This is a genomic window from Halorarum salinum (assembly GCF_013402875.1).
In the GTDB taxonomy this organism is placed as follows: domain Archaea; phylum Halobacteriota; class Halobacteria; order Halobacteriales; family Haloferacaceae; genus Halorarum; species Halorarum salinum.
Genome location: NZ_CP058579.1, coordinates 3,622,414 through 3,644,462, shown reverse-complemented (window position 1 = coordinate 3,644,462; position 22,049 = coordinate 3,622,414). Strand labels below are relative to the sequence as shown.

Genomic DNA, 22,049 nt, shown 5'->3' with positions numbered 1-22,049 from the left:
CTCCGTCCGGCTTCCGCCCCGGGCGGCCCCGGTCCGACCACCCGGCCGCTCGCCCGTCCTACCCGGGCGGGGTGACGCTCGACCCTGCGCCCGTCCGGTGGAGCCTGAGCCAGATGTAGCCGTAGCCGTCGAGGGTGACCCGGCAGGTCCCGTCGTCGTGGCGGGTGTGCTCGGCGGTGCCGAGCAGCGGGTACAGCGCGTCCCCCTGGACGAGTTCCAGGTCGAACTCGAGCGAACACGTCTCGTCGGCGAGGTTGTGCACGCAGACGACCGAGTTCCCGTTGTAGTCGTAGCGGTGGGCGAACGCACACGGGTTCTCGGCGCCGATGACGGAGAAGGTTCCCTCGCCGATCTCCCTGCTCTCGCGCCGGGTCGCGATGAGTCGCTCCATCCAGTTGAGCAGCGACTCCGCCTCGGCGCGCTGGGTGGCGACGTTCACCGTCCCGTAGCCGAACGGGCCGCCGGAGACGACCGGGAGCACGAGCTCCTCGGCGGGGGCCGTCGAGAAGCCGGCGTTCTCCTCGTCGGTCCACTGCATCGGCGTGCGGACCGACGTCCGGCCGGGCAGCGAGAGGTCCTCGCCCATCCCGATCTCGTCGCCGTACAGCAGCATCGGCGTCCCCGGCATCGAGAACAGCAGGCTGAACGCGAGCTTGATCCGCCGTTCGTCGCCCTCCAGCATCGGCGCGAGCCGCCGGCGGATGCCGCGGCCGTAGATGCGCATGTTCGGTTCGGGCGCGAACCGGTCGAACACCTCCGCCCGCACGTCCGGCGGGAGCCGTCCGATGTTGAGCTCGTCGTAGTTGCGCAGGAAGTTCATCCACTGGCCGACGTCGGCCGGCGGGAGGCGTTCGAGCCCTTCGACCAGCGGCGCCGCCCGCTCGGTCGCGAGCGCGGCGATCATGTGGGCGTTGAGCACGAAGTTCATCAGCAGGTCCATCTCGGCGCCGTCCCCGAAGTACGACTCCAGCTCCCCGGGCGCGTCGTCCGCCTCGGCGAGCAGGACGGCGTCCGTCCGCCGGGAGACGGCGTGGCGCTTGAGGCTCCGCAGCACCTCGTGGGGGTCGTCCAGCTTCTCGACGCTCGGGGGTTTCGGCTGGATCATCAGCGTGGCGGCGTCGATGCGGAAGCCGGCCACCCCGAGTTCGAGCCAGAACTTCATGATGCGGTAGATCTCCGAGCGGACGTCCGGGTTCGCGAGGTTCAGGTCCGGCTGGAACGGGTAGAACCGGTGGTAGTAGTACGCCTCCGCCTCCTCGTCGTAGGTCCACACCCGTTCGTCCTCGACCTCGCCGGGGAACACCGTGCCCCGCTCGGGGTCCTCCGGCGGCGGTTCGTCGATCCAGACGTAGTAGTCGCGGTACGGCGACTCGGGGTCCGAGCGCGCCTTCCGGAACCAGGGGTGCTCGTCGGACGTGTGGTTCACGACCAGGTCGGCGATGACGCGGATGCCGTGGGCGTCCGCCTCGTCCATGAACTCCACGAAGTCGCCGAGCGTGCCGAGCCTGGGGTCGACGCCGTAGTAGTCCTTCACGTCGTAGCCGTTGTCCCGGTTCGGCGTCGGGTAGAACGGGAGGAGCCACAGCGCGGAGACGCCGAGCCTGTCGAGGTAGTCGAGTTTCTCCATTAGCCCCGGGAAGTCGCCGACGCCGTCCCCGTTCGAATCGTTGAACGCCTCGACGTCCAGCGCGTACACGACGGCGTTCTTGAACCAGGTGTCGTGCGACGAGGGTGCCATTACTGGTTCCACGTAGGCCGCCGGAGCGGATAACCGTTTGTAGCCATCCCGGGCGTTAGGAACGCCTTACGCGCGGTTTCCCCTCGAAACGGTCGTGGCCCGCTCCACCGTCGAGCCCCGGCGACCCGTGGTGGGGTCTCGGGCGATCGGCGGCGCCCCCGTCGGCGAACCGTCGACGGACGGCGTCCCGGCGCGTCCGGTCGGCCGGTCGCGCCCGGCCGGTCCGTCCGGTCAGTCGGTCCCGTTCACGACGCGGTAGACGACGACGCCGTCGTTCGCGTACGCCCGCTCGTAGCCGCCGGCGTGTTCGAGCGACCGCTCCAGCGTCCCGAACTGGACGGTGCGGCTCCCCCGAATCGTGTAGCCGCCGCGGGGGACGTAGAGGTAGTCCGGTCGGGGTTCGGGTTCGACCGCCGAGAGGTGGTAGTCGAGGCAGGCGGCGGTCCCGCAGGCCGAGGCGTTCTCGAACGCCCCCAGGTGCTGCTCGTACGTCTCCGGGGTTCGCCACTCGGCGCCCCACGGCGCGACGAGGATGGTCCGGTCGGCCACGGCGGGGAACCACTCCGCGGCGTCGCCGAGCACGACGAACGTCGCGTCCGGTTCGGTCTCGGCGGCGGCCCACTCCATCGCCTCCACGTCGTCGTCGTCGACGAACGAGGGGGTGGTCGGGTCGGCGGCGCTCGAAAAGGAGTAGCCCAGCCCGCCGACGCCGACGGTCGCGATGCAGACGAGCGCCGCGACCGCGACCGCCCTTCGCGCCCCGGGGCGGCCGGGGAACGGGTCGGGGAGCCGCGGCGCGAGTTCGACCGCGAGGGCGACGAGCGCGAACGCGCCGACGGCGTAGACGAACCGCGACTGGGCGAACGCGATCCTGGCGAGGACGACCCAGGCGGGCAGCACGCGCCACCCGGCGAGCGCCAGCAGGACGGCGGCGGCGACCGGGACGAGCGACCAGGGGGTGATCGCCTCGAGCAGCCCGCCGCCGATCCCGCCGTGCGTGCCCGCGGCGGCGGCGAACACGGTCGGCCCGTGGCGCCCGGCGACGGACAGCCACCACGGGGCGGAGAGGAGCAACCCGCCGAAGCCGACGGCGGCACCCCGGAGCAGTCCGGCGAGCGATCGGTCGTAGCCGACCCAGAACAGCAGGTAGGTGAGCACGACGAACAGCGTGTACGTCGGGTGGGTCAGGACCGTGAGCGTGAACGTCGCGACCGAGACCGGGAGCCACGCGGCCTCGCGGTCGCGGAACAGTCGGAGCCCGGCGTACGCACTCGCCAGCGCGAACAGGAAGGCGGGCGCACGGACCACCCCGCCGGCCGAGACGTGCCACTTCAGCACCTGCGAGTTGACCCCCAGCAGCAGGGCGGCCGCACAGCCCCGCGCCCGCCCGTCGAGCAGGTCGCGCCCGAGCAGGTACGCCGGGACGAGCGCGGCGGCGGTGACGAGCGGCGGGACGAACCGAGCAGCGGCGAAGGGATCCGCGCCGAGGTCCCGCAGCACCGCGAGCGCGTAGAACCCGAGCGGCGGGTACGCCACCGGGACCGGCTCCTCGGAGTACCCCGGGACGCTCGTCGGGAGGCCGTACCCGGACTCGCGTATCGCGTCGGCGATGACCGTGAAGAGCCCCGCGCCGAACGCGGGGTAGGGGTTCGTGAGCACGTACGTCGCCGCGACCGCGGCCCCCACCACGAGCACGCCGCCCAGCCACGGCGCGTCCGCGCGCGTGAGCGGGGCCTCGGGCAGCCGGCGCGCGCCGGCGAACGCTCGGAGCGGGCGGACCGCGGATCGGTCGCCGGTCGGCGACGAACCGTCGCCCGTCCCCGTGGAGTCGTCGCTCATCGTCGCCGCACCGAGAGCGGCGACCGGAGCGACAGATCGTACGAACTCCGGCGGTACTCGGCCAGGAGCCACCACGGTGCGGCCACGAGCAGCACCAGCGCGGCGAGCACCTGGGGGATGCCCACCCACGGCGGCAGCACGTAGGCGATCGCGTTCACGACCGACGGCGGAAGCGTCGCCGCGGCCCGCGAGACGAGGTCGCCCTCGCCGCGCGCGGCCGGCGGCTGCCGGCTCTCGAGCCCGAGCGACGCGGCGCTCTCGCCGCCCGCGCTCTCGTCGCCGGTGCCGAGCCGCTCGGACTCGTACGGGAAGCCGACGTCCGCGCTCCAGACGATCTCGCCCTCCCGGTCGATCTCCAGCACGCGGTCGCCGTTCGAGTCCGTGATCAGGGTGTGGCCGTTCGGCAGGCGGTCGGCGTCGCGCGGCCAGGTCAGCCGCTGGTCGGACCACTGCCAGGACTGCTCCCACTCGCCGTCCTCCCGCTGGTACTCGACGACCCGACCGCGCTCGGAGTCGGCGACCAGCACCGCGGGCCCGCCCCGGTCGGCCGGGATGAAGTCGGGGTTGTGCTGCTCGTAGAGGACGTCCAGGTCGTCGTCGCTCCCGAGCGTCCAGTCCTCGCGGAATCCGCGCTCCACGTCGACGAACGCGACCTGGTCGTGGTTCCGGATGCTCACCATCACCGTCTCCCGTCCGTCGATCTCGACGTACTCGACGTCGTTGATGTGGGTCCAGTCATCCGGGTACGGGCCGCCGCTCTCGGGGTCGAACCGGTCCTGGGCGTCCCACTCCCACTCGACCAGGCCGGTCGTGGTGTTGACGACGTACGCGCGGTCCCGGTCGATGTCCGCGACGAGGAGCCGTTCGTCGTCGATGCGGTCCACGTCGTGCCACCGCGTCGAGTGCTTCCCGGGCGTGATGCGGCTGTACACCGACCGCCGCTCCCCGGTCGTGAGGTTCACTCGCTCGACGCCGTTCCTGGTACACACCGTCTCGGACCCGCACTCGTCGGCGTCGAGGTGGTCGGAGTAGACGAACTCGACGGTCGCGTCGGTCCCCTCGACCGGATCGACGTCCCAGTAGCGCGTGTGCCTCCTGTCGTAGTAGTAGATGCTCCCGTCGGGAGCGAACGCGACGATTTCGGCGAGCTTCCGGGGTCCGGACCCCTCGTCGCCCACGAACGCGGTGGAGTCGGTCCCGACGACGGTGACGTCGTCGCGCTCGGCCACGACCTGTCCCGTGTCCCCGGAACGGAACGCCTGTTCGACCGCCGGATCGCCGCGGACCCCGTCGCCCGAGAGCTGGGCGGACGCGAACCCCCCGACGAGGACCGCGGCCGCCAGCAGCGTCGCCGTCGCGAGGACCACCCGACGCCGGTCGTCGATGTTCATCGTCGGTACAGTTGCGAACTGACGGAAAAACGCTTGTGACTACGTTCGGCTTACCACGCTACTCGTGAACGTCTGACCCATGGAGTCGGCGCGGAGCGGGCGGGCTGCCCGCGCGACCGCCGTCGAACGTCGACCCGCGGTCCTCGTCGACCGCAACGACGCCTCGAACCGGGTCCGGGATGGGATCGCACCCTGGCCGCCCGCCGGATTCGGGCGAACCGGTCACGGAATCATTAAACGCCTCTGCCGGCAACAGTCCGACAACGCGATGTCGCCTGTCTCTCCGAGGTCCACGCGCCGCCGATTCCTCGCCGCGGTCGCCGCCACCGGCGGCGTCACGTCCGCGGCCGGGTGTCTCGACCAGATCAGGGGTGCCGCAGGCCGCGACGCGGGCGAACGGCTCTCGCTCGAGATCAAGGCGCCGCCGGCGGACGCGGACCCCGTGGCGATCCGGATCGCCCGGGCGCTCCGGGAGAACCTCGACGCGGCCGGCGTCGGCGCCCGCGTGACGCCCGTCGCCGTCGAGGAGCTGTACCGGCAGGTGCTCATCAACAACGAGTTCGACGTCTACGTCGGCCAGTATCCGACGCGGAACGCGGTCGACCCCGACGACCTCTACCCGCTGTTGCACTCGCGGTTCTTCGGCGAACCGGGCTGGCAGAACCCGTTCGGCACCAGCGACCCCTCCGTCGACGAACTGCTCGAGCGGCAGCGCACGACGACGGGGGAGGACCGCCTCGATGCGGCCGTCGAACTCCAGCACACGCTCTCGGAGATCGCCCCCTTCTCCGTGCTCGCGTTCCCGGACGAACTCTCCGCGGTCCGCGCCGGCAGGTACGAGGGCTGGCTTCGGACGACCGGCGGCTTCGACACGCCGCTCGGGCTCTTGAGTCTCGATCGAACCGATGACGGGACGGACGGCGACTGGACCGGCGTGGGGTCGTCGGAGTCGGACGACACCGACGGCGACGGCGGCGCCGACGACCCGGGTGAGTCCCCGGACGGGAACGAGGAGCCGACGCGGTTCACGCTCGCGACGACGGACGGCCGGATCACGGAGAACAGGAACCCCATCGCCGTGGAGTTCCGCGGCTCGGGCACGTTCACGGGGCTCCTCTACGACCCGCTCGCGAGGCAGTACGCAGGCGAGTTCAACCCGTGGCTCGCGGTCGACTGGAACTGGGGAAGCGGCGGGACGGCCGGATCGGGCGGCGGGACGGAGACGGACGGGCCGGCGACGACGGCGACGGTCACCCTCCGCGACGGGCTCACCTGGCACGACGGGGAGCCGATCACGGCCGCCGACGTCGCGTTCACCTACCACTTCCTCGCCGACACCTCGATGGGAAACCTGGACTCGCCGGTCCCCGCCCCCCGGTTCCGCGGGCGCGCGTCGCTCGTCGAGTCGGCGGGTGCGCTCGACGACCGGACGGTCAAACTCGGCTTCGCCACCCCGAGCCGGTCGGTCGCGGTCCGGGCGCTCACAGTGCCCGTGCTCCCGGCGCACGTCTGGCAGGAACGGGCGAACGAGGTGAACGTCCCGGGGCTCGACACCGACGGGGTCACCGAGGCGCTGGTGTGGGCGAACCCGGAGCCGGTGGGGAGCGGCCCCGTCCGCTTCGAACGCGCGAGCGGGGGCGAGTCGGTCGCGCTCTCGCGGAACCCCGACCACTTCCTCGCCGCCGAGCGTCCGCCGGCCGACGTCCCGGAGCGGTTCCACGGGAAGCCGGCGTTCGACGAACTGGTCGTCCAGCGAGCCCCGTCGGACTCGACCGCGGTGGAGCTCGTCACGGCGGGGGACGTCGACGCCACGATCTCCCGGCTCCGACCGGCCACGGTGCCGCGGATCGGCCGGACGGGCGACGTGCGCCTCGTCTCCTCGCGGTCGTGGTCGTTCTATCACCTCGGGTTCAACGTGCGCCGGTCGCCGCTGTCGAACACCCGGTTCAGACGGACGGTGTCGGACCTGCTCGACTCCGGGCGGGTGGTGGCGGACCAGTTCGGCGGCTACGCGGTCCCGGCGGCGACCCCGCTCGCCGGGACCGCGTGGGAGGCGCCCGAACTCCGATGGGACGCCGAGACGCGCGAGGCGGAGTTCTTCGGCGAGGGCGGCGAACTGGACGTCGAGCGCGCGAAGGAGGCCTTCCGAGAGGCCGGCTTCCGCTACGACGAGGAGGGTCGACTCCGGGACTGATGAGCATCCTCACCACGGTCCTCCTGCAGGTGGTCGTCGTCGTGACGGTGCTGTGTATCGGGGGCGCGGCCATGCTCGTCAGGGGCGGCAGGCTCGAACTGCTTCGTCGCGACGGGCGGGCCCGCGTCCACGAGGTCGCCCCGGCGTTCGTCGCGCTCGGCGCGGCGCTCGCGGTCAACGCGGTCGTCCGCGATCACGTCCCGAAGGTCGCGTGGCTCGTCGGCGTGAACATCACCGGCTACATCCACGCGATCGAGGGCGGGTTCGTCCCGTGGCTCCAGACGTTCGCCACGCCGGCGGCGACGGCGTACTTCTCCGCGACGTACGTGTTCGGCTACACGTTCGTGCTCGTCTTCCCGCTGCTCGCGTACCTGCTCCACCCGGACCCGCGCCACCTCCGCGAGCTCGCCGTCGCCTACGGGTTGAACTACGTCATCGGACTCGTCTGTTACGCGGTGTTCGTCGCCTACGGGCCGCGGAACCTCCTCGCCGACCAGGTGGAGCCGCTGCTGTACTCGACGTATCCGCAGTACATGGAACTGGTCGCGCAGGTGAACACGAACACGAACGTGTTCCCGTCGCTGCACACCTCGCTGTCGCTCACGGTCGCCGCGTTCGCGGTCCGGACCCGCGACACCTACCCGGCCTGGGCGGTCGTCGCGCCCGTGCTCGCGGGGAGCATCGTGGTCGCGACGATGTATCTCGGCATCCACTGGGCGACCGACGTCGTCGCGGGCGCGCTGCTCGCGGCGCTCTGTGTCACGCTGGCCCGCCGGGGGGTCCCCGCCGCGGTCGTGGCCCACGTCCGCTCGGCCGGGCGCCGTCGCGTCGGCGGGCCGGGTCGCTGGCTCTGAGCCGCCGTACGCCACGGACGGCGCCGGACCAACCTTCAAGACGGAGGCGAGCCAACCCCCACGACGGAGTTATGGACATCGAAGACATCGCCGTGCCGGAGTTCGTCGAGGTGGAGTCGGACGAACGACTCGGAAAGATCCGCTCCCTCTTCGAACGCGAGAACCCGAAGGGCATCGTCGTGGTCGAGGACGGCGAGTACGTGGGGATCATCGACGAGCGGGACCTGGTCCGCTCGCGCGTCGACGACGACACGAAGGCGGGTGCGCTGATGAAACACGCCCCGGAGGTCGACCGCCGCGAGGACGTGCGGGAGGTCGCGCGCGTCCTCGTCGAGGGCGGCGTGAGGGTCGCGCCCGTGTACGAGGGGGAGCGCCGCTACGGCATCGTCACGGCCGACGCGATCCTCGACGCGGTGCTCGACAACCTCGTCGCGCTCGACGTGGACGACATCTACACCACCGACGTCGTCACCGTCACCGAGGACGCCCACGTCGGGCAGGCGATCAACCGCCTCCGCGAGCACGGCATCTCCCGGCTCCCGGTCGTCGACGACGACGGGAACCTCTCCGGCATCCTCACCACCCACGACATCGTGGACTTCGTCGTCCGCGAGGACGAGCGACAGGGGAAGGGCGACAGGAGCGGCGACCTCGACCGGATGCTCGACCTGCCCGTCTACGACATGATGTCGAGCCCGGTGTTCACGACGACGCCGGGGACGTCGGTCCGCTCGGCCGTCGAGACGATGCGGAAGCAGGACGTGAGCGGCCTCGTCGTCACCCCGGAGGGGGAGGACGGCCTGGTCGCCGGCGTCGTCACCATCACGGACGTGCTCCGCGCGCTCACGTTCACCGAGGAGGACGCGATGGACGTCCAGATCACGAGCGTCGACCTGATGGACACCATCACCCGCGAGGACGTCCGCGAGTCCATCGGGCAGGTCGCCGAGAAGTACCAGGAGATGCGGGTGCTCCACGCGCACGTCCGCTTCCACGAGCACAAGGAGAAGCTCCGGGGCACGCCGCTCATCCAGTGTCAAATCCGCCTGCGGACGACCCACGGGCAGGTCGCCGGCTCGGGCGAGGGGTACGGCGCGGAGCACGCCTTCCACGTCGCGCTCGACAAGCTAGAGCGGAACGTCCTCGAGATCAAGGGCGTCGTGGCCGACGAGCGCTACCGCGGCCAGCTCCTCCGGAAGCTGGGCGAACTGTAGGCGGCCGGCCCGGCGACGCCCGACGGCACGGCGGTCCCCCTCTTTGCTTTCAGGGCTCGATCCGTCCGGCGTCCGACTCCGACCCCGTGCCGGCCGGCACGCGGAGGTCGTCACCGCCGGCGACCGCGACGACGAACTCCCGTTCCCGCGACCGCAGATACAGCCCCAGCAGCGCCACCCCGACGAGCAGCGTGGTCGCGCCGAGCACCCGGAGCGCCTCGTCCACGAGCGCGACCGCCTCGAGGACGCCGGCGAGCACCGCCATCGTCCCGCCGAGCCCGGCGGCGTTCGCGCCGGACCCGGACGGGGCGGCGTCCGCGAACCCGTCCACGGGGACGGTCAGGCCCGCGCCGAGCAACAGGCCGCCGGCCAGCAGCGTCTTCACCGCCGGCGAGACGAGCCAGCCGCTGCCGGACGCGGCGACCGTGACGCCCTCGACGTTCGGCCGCTGGACCACGGCCAGCGTTCGACCGTCCCCCTCGGGCGTGTGCGCCAGCAGCCGGTGGCTCGTACGAACCAGCCGGCCGTCCTCGACGGGGACCGCCGCCTCGACGGACTCGCCGTCGTAGAGGAGCGCCGCGAGCTCCCGGTCCCGGTTCGGGTCCGCGTCCGGCCCCCGGTCCGCGTCGCCGGACCCGACTGCCCCGGGCATCGGCCTAGCGGCCGGCGAGCCGTTCGGCGATGCGGTGGGCGCCCTCGGCGGCCGCGAGGTCCGGCTCGTCGGGCGAGACCACCGCCACCTCGCGGTCCAGTTCGGCCGAGAGGCGACGCTCGAACTCCCCGGTCATGCCGGGGATGCAGGCCATCCCGCCGGTGAGCGCGATGGGGTTCGCGAGCGCGAGCTGGTACGGCTTCATGAAGTCGTTCGCGAGGTCCGGGAGGAACTCGTTGGCCACTGCGTCGACCGCGGCGTCGAGGTACCAGTTCAGCGCGTCCTGGACGCCGTCCTCGATGGTGAACTCGTGGGAGCCGCCGCCGGGCTGCTGGACGACGTCCGAGAACGGCTCGAAGGACTCGAAGTCGCCGTGCTCCTCCTTGTACTCGCGGGCGGTCGTGAGGTCGACGTGGACCCTCCCCTGCGTCTCCTCCTCGACGTTCGCCACGATGCGCCGGTCCACGTCGTTTCCGGTGACCGAGCCGGTCGAGAACGGGACGAGCTGGTCGCCCCGGCGGTACGCCGATGCCTCCAGGTTCGTCGAGCCCATGTTGACCGCGAGGAACACCTCGTCGACGGCCTCGACGCCGTCGCCGAGCGCGGGGATGGCCCCGCAGAGCGACTCGGGGTACGAGCGCATCCCGGCCGCGCCGATCGGCGAGGACTCGATGACGTCGGTGAGGTTCTCGAGCCCCTCGTCGTTCTCCATCGTCGGGACGGCGTACACCACCGCGCTCTCCTCGGGGACGCCGTTCGCCGAGAGCAGTTCGCGGAAGTAGCGGTCCGCGAGCGCCGCGCGCTCGTCGTCCTCCGGGAGCCCCGAGCGGAGCATGTACTCAACGCAGTCGGGGTACTCCGCGGCGGCGCGCTCGCCGAACAGCGCCTTCTCGTCGCCGGTGATGGCGTCCTCGTACGTCGCGAGGCAGGTGAGCGAGCGCTCGGCGTGGACGCCGCCGTTCCCGTCGGGGTACGTGAGTACCGTCCGGGTGGAGCCGAGCTTCACGCCGACCGGGGTCGGTTCGTCCGATTCGATGCCGTCGTCGTTCGCGTCGGATTCTGCTGCCATGGTTATCGGAGCGCGGCGAGGCGGGCGAGGAACAACAGGCTCGTCCGATGGTGGCCGGGACCGAGCGGGCGGCTCTCGCCGCCGGAGAACGCCTCGAGGTGGGTCGCGAGCGCCTCCTCGGCGTCGGCGCCCAGCCAGTCGACCCGTCCGTAGTAGGCGAGCGCCTCGCGGGCGCCCTCGCGACCGCCGACGGTCACGAGGAACCGGAGCCAGTCGAGCGCGAGCCGCGTGCCGACCCCGGAGTCGGGCAGCCCCGTCAGGTAGGGCCTGACCGCGCCGTCGCCGGCGGCCGCGAGGACGAACGCGTCCTCGAGCTGCCCCTGCCTGACGCGCGCGTCGGCCCCGACGAGGAAGTCGTCCGGCGTCGCCCACCGGTCCTCCGCGGGGCCGTCGCGCGGCGGCGCTGTCGCTCCCGCCAGCGCCCGCAACTCCGTCCGGTCGTAGTCCTTCGGGTTGAGCATCCTGTTCGTCCGCACTCCCTGTGCCGCTACCCGTCGCTTCCCCGAACCGACATATATGGGTTCGCCCCCGCCTATCAGGCGTGAAAACAAGCCGTCGTCCCGGGCTACCCGAGCGTGAACTCGACGCGCTCCGTGTCGCTCCCCTGCGTCGTCCGCCCCGTCACCGTCACCTCGCCCACCTCCCCGGTGTCGGCGACGTGGGTGCCGGCGCAGGCGGTCCGGTCGAAGGGGTCGTCCGGGCCGTCGCCGCCGATCTCGACGATCCGCAGCTCCGAGATCGAGGACGGGAGCAGGTCGATGCGGGTCCGCTCGGCGTCGAGTTCCGCCTCCGCGACGTCGCGGTCCATCGTGTACGCGTCGACGGCGAGGCCGTCCTCGACGAGTTCGTTCATGCGCGCCTCCACGTCCGCGAGGTCGGTCTCCGAGAACTTCGGGTGGTCGGCGTCGAGTCGCGCGCGGTCGGCGTACAGCTGGTTGCCCACCGTCTGCGCGTCGAACCCGTCGAGGAGCACCGCCGAGAGCAGGTGCTGGGCGGTGTGGTACCGCATGTGGGCGTGCCGCCGGTTCCAGTCGAGTTCGCCCGTCACGGTGGCCCCCTCGGCCGGGACGTCGCCGTCGAGGCGGTGGTAGATCGTGTCCTGCTTCCGGACGTCGACCACCGCGGCCTCGCCGCCCTCGAACGAGAGGCTCCCGGTGTCGTTCGGCTGGCCGCCGCCCGTCGGGTAGAAGTGGGTGCCGTCGAGGACGACCCGGTCCTCGAGGGTACGCTCCACGCTCGCCTCGAACGTCCGGACCGTGCTGTCCGCCAGGTAGCGTTGCTCGGTCACGCCCGAGGGGAGTCCGGCCTGCTATTTAGGGGTTCGCTCGGCGGCAGCCGCCCGCGCGGGCGGGAACCGTGAGTGTCGTAACGCCTAAGAACGAAACACACCTCACTTACGCGTAATGAGAACTACGCTCGTCCGTACGGGCCCGCCGCGAGCACGGAGGTGTCCGCCGTGGGCGTCGAGATAAAGGGGTCGCAGGTCACCGACGAGGAGTTCGAGGCGATGGAGCGGTTCGTCCGCGAGTACCTCTCGGCCTCCGTCGAGTCCGAGGACGACGGGGGGCGGATGCGCTGGTACCCCTGGCACTCCGCCGAGTACCGGTTCAACCACATCCGCAACGTCGTCGCGCTCGCCGGGCGCATCGCCGCGCGCGAGGGCGCCGACGCCGACGTGGTGCGCGTCGCCGCGCTGTTCCACGACGTGTCGAAACTGGAGGCCGACCAGGACGTCCACGCCGAGGAGGGCGCCCGCGTCGCCCGCGAGTACCTGACGAGCCACGGCGACTTCCCGGAGTCGTTCGTGGAGGAGGTGTGCACGGCGGTGACGGACCACTCCTACCAGGGGCCGCTCTCGGACCTCTCGCTCGAGGCCCGGTGTCTCATCGAGGCGGACCTGCTCGACAAGGTCGGCGCGAACGGCACGGCGCTGATGCTGCTCCGGATGGGCTACGAGGCCCGGACGCACATGGACGCCGCACAGATGGTCCAGCGGGTGCTCGAACGCGGCGAGGACCACGTCGCCCGCGTCGAGTCGGACACGGCCGAGTCCATCGCCCACGAGCGCCTCAAGCGCGTCCGCTGGTTCCGCGAGTGGCTGGAGGAGGAGGTCACGGGGATGGACTGGGAGCGCGAGGACGCGGCGTCCTCCTGAGGCGGCCGACGCCGGACCCGCGCCGAACGACGCCACGAGCGGCGCCTCGCGAGGTCGGCGACGCCGCTCGCGCGGAACGGCCTAGCCGACGACGAGCAGGCCCACGCTGAGGAGCCAGCAGGCGAGGAACAGCGCGGTCACGGTCCACGCGCCGAGTTCGACGCCGACGGCGTCCTCGAGCGTCGCCCTCGTGTCGGGGTAGCCGACGACCCCCGCGACGAACAGCGCCGCCCCCGACGGCGAGAAGGGGGGACCGAGCGCGTCGAGGAGGCCGAGGACCATCGCCGCGGCGCCGACGAACGACGCGAGGGCTCGCCGTGGACGCATCGGTATCGGGAGTGAATTCACCGATGCGTATCATGTAAGTTTCGGTACGGGATTTCCCGTGCCGCCCGCTCGTCACCCGCAGTCGCGGCCGGCCGGCCGGCGGCTCAGACGGTGTCCAGCACGCCGAGGACGCGCTCCTCCGCCTCCCGCCCGGGGTCGTGTTCGGCGCCGTCGCGGTCGGACTCGCGGTGCTCGGCCACGGTCCGTGCCATCGCCTCCGCCACCGGCGTCGACTCCCACCCGAGTTCAGCCAACTTGTTCGTGTCCAGCACGTGCGGGTACTCCCGGTAGAGGACGAAGTCGGAGGTGGAGAGCCCGCCCGCCGAGAGTTCGCGCTCGCTCGCGCGGACGACCTCGCACCCGGTCCCCGCCGCCTCGGCGATCACGTCGACCATCTCCTCCATCGTGACCAGCCGCCGGTCGCCGACGTTGTACGCCTCGCCGGGGTCGCCCCCCTCGGCGACGACCCGCAGCGCGGCGGCGACGTCCTCGACGTACGCGCGGTGCCAGAGGTGCTGCCCGTCGCCGGGGACGACCACCCGGTCGTACGTGAGCACCCGGTCGATCCAGTAGTCGAGCCGCTCGGTGTAGTCGTGCGGGCCGTAGACGACGCACGGCCGGACGGCCATCGCGTTCACGCCGTCCCCGCCCGCCCGGGCGACGATCCGGTCGCCCTCGGCCTTGCGCGGCCCGTAGCTGTCCATCGAGTCGTCCTCGGCCCGTTCGGGCGTACAGTCACACAGTTCCGTCTCCCCCTCGCGCTTGGGAACCTCCTCGGCGGCGTACGCCGATCCCGATGAGACGTACACGTAGCCGTCCACGTCCGAGAAGACGTCGACGGCCGCCTCGACGTCCGCTGGGTAGTACGCCACGCAGTCGACGACCACGTCGGGTTCGACCGAGAGCTTCGCCGTCCGGAGGTCGGTGTCGTCCCTGCGGTCGCCCTCGACGCGGTCCACCGCCTCGCGGTCGGCGAAGGGGTTCCCGTGGTTCCCGCGGTTGAAGGTGGTCACCTCGTAGCCGTGCTCGAGCAGGTCCTCGACGACGTGTCGGCCGATGAAGCGCGTGCCGCCGATCACGAGCGCGGAGTCGGTCATACGACGACGTCGTCAGCGCCGGGGAAAACGGTCGCGGTCGGCGACCCGTTCGCCGGGGACGCGGGGACGGAACCGAAGAGTCGTGGGGTGGAACGGAGGAATCGCGGGACGGGCTCAGACGACCTGTCCCCAGTAGGGCTCGACGAGGAAGAACAGCGCCTGGAAGGCGGCGTACGCCAGCACGAGCGCGGAGGCGAAGATGGCGCTCTTGGGCTTCTCGATCTCCATGCCGTTGCGCGCCTCGACGCGGCGGGCCTCGAACTCGAAGAAGTCCGAGACGAACAGGCCGACGACGAGCGTCGCCAGCACCAGCCCCCCGTGGGGCTGGACGATCGTCATGGCGAACGCGAGCGCCACGAGCAGGACGTTCGTCGCCTCGTGCGGGAGGTACCGCGAGACGGCCTCGTCGTCCTCGCCCTCGTCTGCCTGCCTGACGTACGTGCGCTGGGCGAGCACCCGGGTCAGGAGGTTCGCAAGCACCACCACGAGGACGGCGAACGGCAGGACCCCCGCGACGACCTCCAGCGCCCCGACCGGGACGAGGAACTCCAGCGGTAGCGGTTGCATACGGGGTACTGCGGGGACGACTCATTAGAAGGTTTCCAATCCGGGCGACCCGGAACGGCCGGCTCGGGGGGCCCGGAACGGCCCCTCCTCCCGTCTCGCCCCGCTCCGCTCGGCGTCCGTGGCCCGGCGGGACTACCTGGACGTGCCGACGCCCGGAACCCGGAGCAGTTCGACCGCCCCGTCGGCGGCCACCTCGACGGGCGTGGCGGCCGGGACGGACCCGACCACCCGGTCGTCGGCGACGAGGCTCACGTCGCTCTCGTCGCGTTCGACCACGAGCGTCACGTCGCCGTCGAACACCCGCGTCTCCGCGTTCGTCGCGAACGGCGACACCGGCACGAGGCCGAGGCCCGTCCCCGGCGCGAGCACCGGCCCGCCGGCCGCCCGCGCGTAGCCGGCGGACCCGGCGGGCGTGGCGACGACGACGCCGTCCGATCTGAAGCGGTCGACCTCCTCCCCGGCGGCGTGGACGGAGTACTCGGAGATGCGGGCCGGTTCGCTGGTCATCAGCGAGGCGTCGAGCAGCGCGCGGGCGGTTTCGTCTCCCCCCACCCTCACCGAGAGCGCGGGGTGGGACTCCCGCCGAACGTCGCCGTCGGCCAGCGCGTCCAGCGCGGCGGCGAGTTCCGGCTTCGGCACGGAGTGGCGGCCCTCCCCGCCCGCAACCGGGAAGAGCGGCGCCGCCGGCCCGGCGAGCGCGGCGTCGACGAGCGCGCGCTCGCCGAACGTCACCAGCGCGTCGGCCTCGTCGGACGGGACGACCGCCCCGCCCGCCGCCTCGACGGCGTCGCGGACCGTCCCGTCGTCGCCGGCGAGCGCGACCCGGAGTTCGCTCATCGTCGGCCGTTTCGTGGGCCGGGACTTAAATCGGCGTGGGTCCGGTTCCCTCGTCGCGTCTCGTTCACGGGTGGATCAGACCGCGTGGCGGTTCGGTCCCGGCAGGTGACGACCGCGGAAGCCCCCGCGGCTGTCGGCTCGGTGCGGCCGCGGCGCTCCTCACCTCGGTCGCTCGCTCCGTTCGCTCCCTCGGTTGCGGTGCTCGTCGGTCCGCGCCTTCCCCGACAGCCGCGGCCCCTTCCACTCCCGCCCGTGGCGATGGTCGGTCGAGCGTCGTCGGGCGGAACGTCGGGAGAACGTCGCAGTTACGGTCGACCGGTCGCTACCCCAGCAGGTTCCCGTCCGCGTCGTAGGGCCAGTCGCCGGTCACCTTCATACCCTCGGCGAGGTCCTGGGCCTCGACCGCGGCGGCGACGTCGGCGGGATCTTGCCTCGCGACGTCGGTGTCGTCGTCCGCGAGGTCGGCGACGAGCGCGGCGAGGAGGACGGCCTGCTCGCGGAGGTTCCTGACCTCCAGTTTGTCGAGCGTGTCCGCGAAGGTGTGGCCCCAGCCCCGGCCGCGCCCCTCCGTCTTCCCCGAGACCATGTAGCCCGGCACGCCCGCCTGCACGAACGGCCAGTGGTCGCTGTGGGGGTTCTGTTCTGGGATGGCCTCGACGGGGTGATCGAACCGCTCCCCGACGCGATCCGCTGCGGCGGTCAGGTCGTCGAACCCGTGGGTGTGGAGTTTGAGGGTCCGGCCGAAGACGTTCGAGTCGACGTTGACGACCGCCTTCACGGCGTCGTGATCCGTCCGGTCGGCCTCGACCGACGAGCCGACCAGCCCGACCTCCTCGGCGCCGAAGGCGACGAACCTGACGCGCGTGTCGAGCGCGTCCTCGTGGTTCGCGAGGGCGTTCGCGACCTCGACGATCGTCGCGGTCCCGGCGCCGTTGTCCATCGCTCCCTCGGCGACGTCGTGGGCGTCGGCGTGGGAGGTGACCAGCAGTTCGTCGTCGGTGTCGGGTCCCAGTTCGGCCATCGCGTTTCCGCTCGTCGCCGCCGGGGTCTCGCAGTCGACGGCGACCGTGACGTCCTCGCCCTCCGCGCGCCGCGCGAGTCGCGCGCCGACCTCCGCGGAGACGCCCACCGCCGGGACGTCGCCGATGGGGGCGTCCGGCGTGCCGACCGACCCCGTCGGCGGGAGACAGCCCTCGACGTGGTTCCGGAAGACGAACCCCGCCGCGCCGGCCTGGACCGCGTAGTAGTACTTCTCACGCCGGTGGATGAACCGCTCGTAGTGGTCCGGCACCGTCGAGGAGACCATCGCCACCTTCCCGTCGAGCTCCGCGTCCGCGAAGTCGTCCGGGAGGCCGTAGCCGAGGTCGGCGAACTCGCCGGTCGCCTCGCCGGCCGACGAGCGCGGGAGGGAGATGCAGTCCTGCTCGCCGCCGGGCGCGTCGATGCGCGAGGAGCCGCGCACCCAGCCCTGCAGGTCGAACTCCTCGATCCTCGCGTCCCGGCAGCCCGCCCCCTCGAGCGCGTCGCGGACGCGTTCGAGCGCGGCACGCTCGCCGGGCCGTCCGGCCATCCGGTTGCCGAGGTCGACCAGCTCCTCGAGGAGGTCCCAGCCCGCGTCGCTCGTGAACGTCTCGCCGATCCAGCCCGGCCGCGTCGAGAGGTCGGTCATCGCGTGAGGCTCCGCGTCGCCACGGAAAGCGTTTCGGGAGCCGGTCCGGAGCTCCGGGTAACCGCGTCCCTAATTGGTTAGGAGTAACCTACTACCGGGCGTACGGACACGGGAAGGACGGATGGAATCCCCGCTGGACAGCATCCGGCGAATCGTGTTCGGAACGTCCTCGACGGAGACCGCGCCGGCCGCCCGTACGACGGACTCCGTCGGGAGCCGGGCTCGCTCGTCGAACGGGCGCGACGCGGGATTCGGGGCCCCGCTCCCCGAGTACGACCCCGACGCGCTGTCCTCCCGGCGGGACTTCGTCGTGGAACTCGGCATGCCCCCCGAGGAGTTCTTCCCCCGCCTCGTCGCGCACCACGACGGCGCGCTCCCCCAGAAATCGTTCACCGAGTTCACGGACCTGTCGAGTTCGACGATCAGCCGCATCCTGGGGGAACTGGAGGACGACGGACGCATCGTCCGGGTGACGGTCGGGAGGGAGAACGCCATCGTCCTCCCCGAACGCGCACCCCAGGACGGCGTCCCGACCGCCGCCGACGTCGAGGACCTCCGCCGCGCCTGAGTCCGACCACCCCCGGCTACACGACGCCTCAGTACGACACCTGCACGAACTCGTAGGCGTACACCCAGTTCAACAGGAGGTAGGTCACCACTCCGAGCACGAGCGAGAGGATCCACGCCCCGGCCGCGATCCGCCCCACGCGGGCGTGTGGCGTACCCCGGAGTTCGGCGGTCGAGTGGGTGAGTCCGAGGGTGATGGCGTACAGCACCACCGGGACGGAGACGACCGAGAGGAGGATGTGGATCGCGAGCATTGCCAGGTACGCGCCGCTTACGAGGCCGGCGAACTGCCCGAGGAACATTCCCGACTCGACGACCAGCCGCTTCTCCCCGGGCCCGCCGCCGACCCTCGTCAGGTACAGGACGAGGAACAGCATGATGAGCCCGAAGGAGGCGGTCATGGCGGCGGCGTGCTTTCGGACCTCGTCCGCGCGGATCCACCGCCAGCCGAGCGCCAGCAGGACGGTCGTCACCGTGTTCACCGCAGCGATGGCGTGGCTGAGGAGGTCGACCTCCCCCCGCGTGAGCGAGGGGAACACCGACGCCGGGACGACCCCCGCGAAGGTGCCGATCACCAGCCCGTATCCCACGATCGACACCGCCGCGACGAACGTCCGGGGGTGGGCCTTCACCGCGCCGCGGAGTCCACCGACGTCGGTAGTTGCCATTGTCGGCGATATGGAACGGGGCGCCTTTCGTCTTCGGGTTCCGGTCTTCCGGCCGAACGGGCGACGGGCCGTCGCCGGCGAAACGCTCCGGCATCCGGTCCGTTGAACGGACCGCGTGCCGACGCGCGCTGGATCCACGAACACCCCGACGAACTGCTGTACCGGCGGTCGGGATCTTCCCGCCGTAGCGGGGAAAAGCCTACAACGTCGCCCGCGCGACTCCACCGCGTGTCGTCTCTCCGGCCAGGACTTTCCGTCCCCGTCGGCCGATGATCGCGGCGCTCGCGTCCGTCGCCGCGTGGGTCCTCGAGTGGTGGGAGCTGTGGGCGCTCGTGCTTGCCGGCGTCGTCGGGACCGGCATCACGCCCGCGGTCGTCGGCCGGACCGAGCCGACCCGGTCGCTGGACCCGGCGCTCGACCGGGCCGTCGCCGACGCGGTCGCTCGCGCCGGAGTCCCGGCCGACCGCGTTCGCGTCCTCGCGGGCGGGCGCGGCCCGGTCGCGTTCGCGGCGGGACTCTCTCCGGCTCGCGGCCGGGTGTTCGTCTCCGAGCGACTCCTCTCGAACCTCGACCCGGACGAGGCCGCGGGCGTGGTCAGCCACGAGTACGGACACCTCGCGCGGCGGCACGTCCCGCTGCGGGTCGTCGTCCCCGTGGCGTTCGCGCTCGCCTGGGCGGTCGGCGCGACGCTCTCGTCCGACCCGGGCTTCGTGGTCGGCGTGGCGCTCGTTCCCCCGGCGGCGGCCCTCACGGTCCACGTCTCGCGCTGGACGGAACACGACGCGGACCGGTTCGCCCGCGAGCGCGGGGACGGCGCCGCGCTGGCCGCCGCGCTCGTCGCGCTCGCGGACGAGGGCCACGTCACCGACGGCGGGTGGCTCTCGCGGCACCCGTCGCTGGCCTCGCGGATCGAACGGCTGTGCGGACGCGCCGGCGAGGGGGAGCCGTCCGGCCGCGCCGAGAACGCGGGCGCGGCAGGCCCGTTCAGACGACGCCGGTGAAGGAGGCGACCTCCCGCGCGGCGTCCTCGCTCACCCCGCCCGAGAGGATCGTGTAGCGGTCCCGGATCTCGTGGGCGGTGGTGAGCGCCTCGATCACCGTGTCGTCGTCGACGCCGAGTTCGGCGGCGGTGGTGGGTGCGCCGATGGCACGGAGCGCGTCGCGGATGTCCCGCCAGGCCCCGTTCTCGCCGGTGTGGAGGAACTCGGTCACGATGGAGCCGACGCCGACCTGATGGCCGTGGAGCGCCGCGCCCGGGGCGATGCGGTCGAGCTGGTGGGAGAAGAGGTGTTCGGCCCCCGAGGCGGGGCGGGACGACTCGGCGATGGACATCGCGACGCCCGAGGAGACGAGCGCCTTCGAGACGACCCAGGCCGACTCCTCCAACCCCTGCTTGATCGAGTCGGCGTTGTCGACGAGCATCTCCGCGGTCATCTCCGAGAGCGCGGCCGCGTACTCGGAGTACTCGACGTTCTTGAGCCGTCGGGCGAGCCGCCAGTCCTTCACGGCAGTGTAGTTGGAGATGATGTCGGCACAGCCCGCCGTCGTCAGCTCCCACGGCGCGTTGGCCATCAGCTCGGTGTCGGCGATGACCGCGAGCGGCGGGTCCGCGGCGACCGAGTGGCGGGTGTCCCCTTCCGGGATGGAGGAGCGCCCGGAGACGATGCCGTCGTGGCTCGCCGCCGTGGGGACCGAGACGAAGCCCAGGCCGAGTTCGTCGGCGGCCATCTTCGCGATGTCGATCGGTTTGCCGCCGCCGAGCGCGACGAGGAACGTCGCGTCGGCCGCCTCGGCCGCCTCGATCACCTCGCCGACCGCCGAGAAGCCCGCCTCGTCGACGGTCGTCGTGGCGACGTCCTCGAACTGCGCGCGGACGCGGTCGCCGGCGATGTCGTCCGGCGAGGGACTGGTCACCAGTAGGGGGCGCCCCGCGAGCGATAGCTCCTCGACGGCCGCGCCCACCTGGTCCACGACGCCGTGACCCACGAGCACGTTCCGCGGGAGCTTGATCCACGTCGTTTTCCCGAACATACCGGCACCTCGCAATCACCGGCCAAAGGGTTTCCCGTCCGCGGACGGGGCTTCTCGGCTCACGGTCTCCGACTGTGCCGCCGACGAGGCGACTCGGGACTCCCACGAACGGCGCGCGGCGGCCGCGCCACGTGCGCGGCCAACGACGCGCGAGGGACGAGAACCGGAGCGTGAGCGAGCGTAGCGAGCGAACGCGAGGAGCGCAGGAGGCTGGGGAGGGTGAGGCGGCGGTGCGGGCGGGACTGAAAGGGGCCGCGGCTGTCGGGAACTGCTCAACGACGACCGAACCGAACGGCAGCCGAGCGTTGAAGAATCGCCGAAGGTTCAAACCGGATACCGAACCAGACGGCCCATGCGATGAGAACCGCCGGGCGCGCCGCACGCGGTTGCGCGGTCGAGGCGCGTCCGGACCGACGACCGCCGCCTGTCAGCCCCAGCGCCCCGACGGCGTCCCGGCGACGCCGCCCGTCACCCGACGACCCCGCCGAGCGTCCCCGCCGCGTCGAGCAGGAACGCGACGCCGAACCCGGCGAGCACCAGCGCCGAGAGCCCGGCGACGGCCGGCGCGAGCGCCTCGACCCGTTGCCGTGCGGCCACTAGCGCGGCGGGGAAGCCGACGATCCACAGCCCGATGCCGCCGAAGAAGCCGACGACGAGCGCGGGGCTCCCGGTCTGGACGACGACCGACCCGGCGAGCGACGCGACGCCGGCCTCCGCGAACACGTCCACCGTTCCGGGTTCGAGCAGTCCGACGCCGACGGTGAGCCAGAACAGCACCTGGTAGGGGTTCGTCAGCGCGAGGACGAACGCCTTCCGGAACCCGGCCGACGCGTCGGACGCCGAGTCTCCGTCGACGAAGGAGCTCCGGAGCGACCGCGCCGCGCCGACCGCGTAGTAGCACATCAGGACGCCGCCGGCGCCGACCATGACCCCGCGGAGCGCCGGGTATCGCTCGACGACGCCGACGACGCCGACGAGCGCGAGGAGGAAGAAGACGCCGTCCGCCGTCGCCGCGCCCAGGCCCGCCTTCGCCCCGGCGGCCCACCCCCGGACGACGCTCTCCTCGGCGATGACGGCGTTCATCGGTCCCGGCGGCGCGGCCAGCGCCAGCCCGAAGAGGCCACCCGCGAGCAGTGAGACGGCGGTCACCGACACGTCACGGCGGACGGAGACCGCCGAC

The 22,049-nt window shown here is 72.1% G+C and carries 21 protein-coding genes; 6 read left to right on the top strand and 15 right to left on the bottom strand.

The features are described from left to right. Positions 1–58: 58 nt before the first annotated feature. From HUG12_RS18425 to HUG12_RS18415, 3 genes are all read right to left on the bottom strand, one after another. A complete protein-coding gene (locus HUG12_RS18425; protein WP_179270179.1) occupies positions 59–1,738 on the bottom strand; it encodes an alpha-amylase family protein in 1,680 nt (559 codons plus the stop codon). Positions 1,739–1,969: 231 nt separating this feature from the next. Further along, a complete protein-coding gene (locus HUG12_RS18420) occupies positions 1,970–3,577 on the bottom strand; it encodes a glycosyltransferase family 39 protein (protein WP_179270178.1) in 1,608 nt (535 codons plus the stop codon). Continuing rightward, positions 3,574–4,968: an aryl-sulfate sulfotransferase gene (locus HUG12_RS18415; RefSeq protein WP_179270177.1), complete on the bottom strand. Its 1,395-nt coding sequence runs from the start codon at positions 4,966–4,968 to the stop codon at positions 3,574–3,576. Before HUG12_RS18415 ends, HUG12_RS18420 begins: the two co-directional genes overlap by 4 nt. A gap of 268 nt (positions 4,969–5,236) precedes the next feature. Between HUG12_RS18415 and HUG12_RS18410 the strand changes: the two genes are divergently transcribed. The 3 genes from HUG12_RS18410 (at position 5,237) to HUG12_RS18400 (ending at position 9,230) form a co-directional block, all read left to right on the top strand. Next, positions 5,237–7,162, top strand: a complete 1,926-nt coding sequence (locus HUG12_RS18410; RefSeq protein ID WP_179270176.1) for an ABC transporter substrate-binding protein — start codon at positions 5,237–5,239, stop codon at positions 7,160–7,162. Further along, positions 7,162–8,016, top strand: coding sequence for a phosphatase PAP2 family protein (locus tag HUG12_RS18405; RefSeq protein ID WP_179270175.1), 855 nt, complete (start codon positions 7,162–7,164; stop codon positions 8,014–8,016). Before HUG12_RS18410 ends, HUG12_RS18405 begins: the two co-directional genes overlap by 1 nt. Before the next feature lie 71 nt (positions 8,017–8,087). Continuing rightward, on the top strand, positions 8,088–9,230 hold the full coding sequence (locus HUG12_RS18400; RefSeq protein WP_179270174.1) for a CBS domain-containing protein: 1,143 nt from the start codon (positions 8,088–8,090) through the stop codon (positions 9,228–9,230). Positions 9,231–9,279: 49 nt separating this feature from the next. Here the strand turns inward: HUG12_RS18400 and HUG12_RS18395 are convergent, their stop codons facing one another. From HUG12_RS18395 to HUG12_RS18380, 4 genes are all read right to left on the bottom strand, one after another. Next, the gene (locus tag HUG12_RS18395) at positions 9,280–9,882 is read right to left on the bottom strand and encodes a hypothetical protein (protein WP_179270173.1); all 603 of its coding nucleotides are present in this window, start codon (positions 9,880–9,882) and stop codon (positions 9,280–9,282) included. Positions 9,883–9,886: 4 nt separating this feature from the next. Beyond that, positions 9,887–10,951 carry a hypothetical protein gene (locus HUG12_RS18390; RefSeq protein WP_179270172.1) on the bottom strand — a complete coding sequence of 355 codons (1,065 nt, stop codon included), beginning with the start codon at positions 10,949–10,951 and terminating at the stop codon, positions 9,887–9,889. A gap of 2 nt (positions 10,952–10,953) precedes the next feature. Further along, positions 10,954–11,412, bottom strand: coding sequence for a FlaD/FlaE family flagellar protein (locus tag HUG12_RS18385; protein WP_179270171.1), 459 nt, complete (start codon positions 11,410–11,412; stop codon positions 10,954–10,956). 104 nt (positions 11,413–11,516) lie between these two features. Further along, on the bottom strand, positions 11,517–12,239 hold the full coding sequence (locus tag HUG12_RS18380) for an alanyl-tRNA editing protein (protein WP_179270170.1): 723 nt from the start codon (positions 12,237–12,239) through the stop codon (positions 11,517–11,519). A gap of 168 nt (positions 12,240–12,407) precedes the next feature. Between HUG12_RS18380 and HUG12_RS18375 the strand changes: the two genes are divergently transcribed. Further along, on the top strand, positions 12,408–13,106 hold the full coding sequence (locus tag HUG12_RS18375; protein ID WP_179270169.1) for an HD domain-containing protein: 699 nt from the start codon (positions 12,408–12,410) through the stop codon (positions 13,104–13,106). An 81-nt stretch (positions 13,107–13,187) separates the two neighbouring features. Here HUG12_RS18375 and HUG12_RS18370 read toward each other — a convergent pair whose 3' ends face one another. From HUG12_RS18370 to HUG12_RS18350, 5 genes are all read right to left on the bottom strand, one after another. Further along, on the bottom strand, positions 13,188–13,433 hold the full coding sequence (locus tag HUG12_RS18370) for a hypothetical protein (RefSeq protein WP_179270168.1): 246 nt from the start codon (positions 13,431–13,433) through the stop codon (positions 13,188–13,190). Positions 13,434–13,537: 104 nt separating this feature from the next. After that, positions 13,538–14,530, bottom strand: a complete 993-nt coding sequence (locus HUG12_RS18365; protein ID WP_179270167.1) for an NAD-dependent epimerase/dehydratase family protein — start codon at positions 14,528–14,530, stop codon at positions 13,538–13,540. Between the two features lie 114 nt (positions 14,531–14,644). Continuing rightward, on the bottom strand, positions 14,645–15,097 hold the full coding sequence (locus HUG12_RS18360) for a DUF7313 family protein (protein ID WP_179270166.1): 453 nt from the start codon (positions 15,095–15,097) through the stop codon (positions 14,645–14,647). Between the two features lie 132 nt (positions 15,098–15,229). After that, positions 15,230–15,934, bottom strand: coding sequence for an NAD(+)/NADH kinase (locus HUG12_RS18355; RefSeq protein ID WP_179270165.1), 705 nt, complete (start codon positions 15,932–15,934; stop codon positions 15,230–15,232). A gap of 322 nt (positions 15,935–16,256) precedes the next feature. Beyond that, the gene (locus HUG12_RS18350) at positions 16,257–17,603 is read right to left on the bottom strand and encodes a M28 family peptidase (RefSeq protein WP_179270164.1); all 1,347 of its coding nucleotides are present in this window, start codon (positions 17,601–17,603) and stop codon (positions 16,257–16,259) included. Positions 17,604–17,724: 121 nt separating this feature from the next. Here HUG12_RS18350 and HUG12_RS18345 point away from each other — a divergent pair, with 121 nt between their 5' ends. Next, positions 17,725–18,171, top strand: a complete 447-nt coding sequence (locus HUG12_RS18345; RefSeq protein ID WP_179270163.1) for a helix-turn-helix transcriptional regulator — start codon at positions 17,725–17,727, stop codon at positions 18,169–18,171. Positions 18,172–18,199: 28 nt separating this feature from the next. Here the strand turns inward: HUG12_RS18345 and HUG12_RS18340 are convergent, their stop codons facing one another. Then, on the bottom strand, positions 18,200–18,838 hold the full coding sequence (locus HUG12_RS18340; protein WP_179270162.1) for a DUF420 domain-containing protein: 639 nt from the start codon (positions 18,836–18,838) through the stop codon (positions 18,200–18,202). Positions 18,839–19,107: 269 nt separating this feature from the next. On the opposite strand from HUG12_RS18340, the gene HUG12_RS18335 reads away from it, so the two are divergent. Then, positions 19,108–19,839, top strand: a complete 732-nt coding sequence (locus tag HUG12_RS18335; protein WP_179270161.1) for a M48 family metallopeptidase — start codon at positions 19,108–19,110, stop codon at positions 19,837–19,839. Here the strand turns inward: HUG12_RS18335 and HUG12_RS18330 are convergent. Together HUG12_RS18330 and HUG12_RS18325 are read right to left on the bottom strand one after the other, a co-directional pair. Beyond that, positions 19,823–20,869, bottom strand: a complete 1,047-nt coding sequence (locus HUG12_RS18330; RefSeq protein ID WP_179270160.1) for an NAD(P)-dependent glycerol-1-phosphate dehydrogenase — start codon at positions 20,867–20,869, stop codon at positions 19,823–19,825. The two genes, HUG12_RS18335 and HUG12_RS18330, sit on opposite strands and share 17 nt — an antisense overlap. A 468-nt stretch (positions 20,870–21,337) precedes the next feature. After that, complete coding sequence (locus tag HUG12_RS18325; protein ID WP_179270159.1) at positions 21,338–22,024, bottom strand: LysE family translocator; 687 nt, start codon at positions 22,022–22,024, stop codon at positions 21,338–21,340. Positions 22,025–22,049: the final 25 nt, after the last annotated feature.